1 protein-coding gene is annotated in these 375 nt (G+C 44.5%); it reads left to right on the forward strand.

Going from position 1 to position 375, the window contains the following annotated elements; all coding sequences use genetic code 11:
• Positions 1-75 precede the first annotated feature (75 nt).
• Positions 76-375, forward strand: a 300-nt coding sequence (locus E1189_RS24285; RefSeq protein ID WP_230459819.1) for a hypothetical protein, incomplete at its 3' end; no start/stop codon positions are given.

Here is a 375-nt window from a genome sequence, read left to right on the forward strand (position 1 = left end):
ATATCAACAGGCAGTATTGCCATACACTCTGCAGGCAGCACACATATCTTCCCCGGTAAAACCACATCTTGTACCATGCCCAGATCTGCCGAGCACCACTTTGTACATTGCCGTGGAAAAAAAAGAACCCAATTAACACTCACGAAATCAACGACTGTACAACAGCTGGCAGTTGAAACGGATGCCACAACATGGGTTAGGAATCCATCTACAATTTGCCGCATTGCCAGTAATAATGAAGCTTCTGATATCTTAAGTATTTCTCCTTCCTCCCCTCCCCTTCTGAGCACTTTATTCCCAGAGTTGTCGAACTTGGAGCAGGATGATGTGTTACTTTCAGAGTTGTCGGATTTGTTGCAGGATGATGTATTTCAG

The organism is Parendozoicomonas verongulae (assembly GCF_009711465.1).
GTDB classification, from domain to species: domain Bacteria; phylum Pseudomonadota; class Gammaproteobacteria; order Pseudomonadales; family Endozoicomonadaceae; genus Sansalvadorimonas; species Sansalvadorimonas verongulae.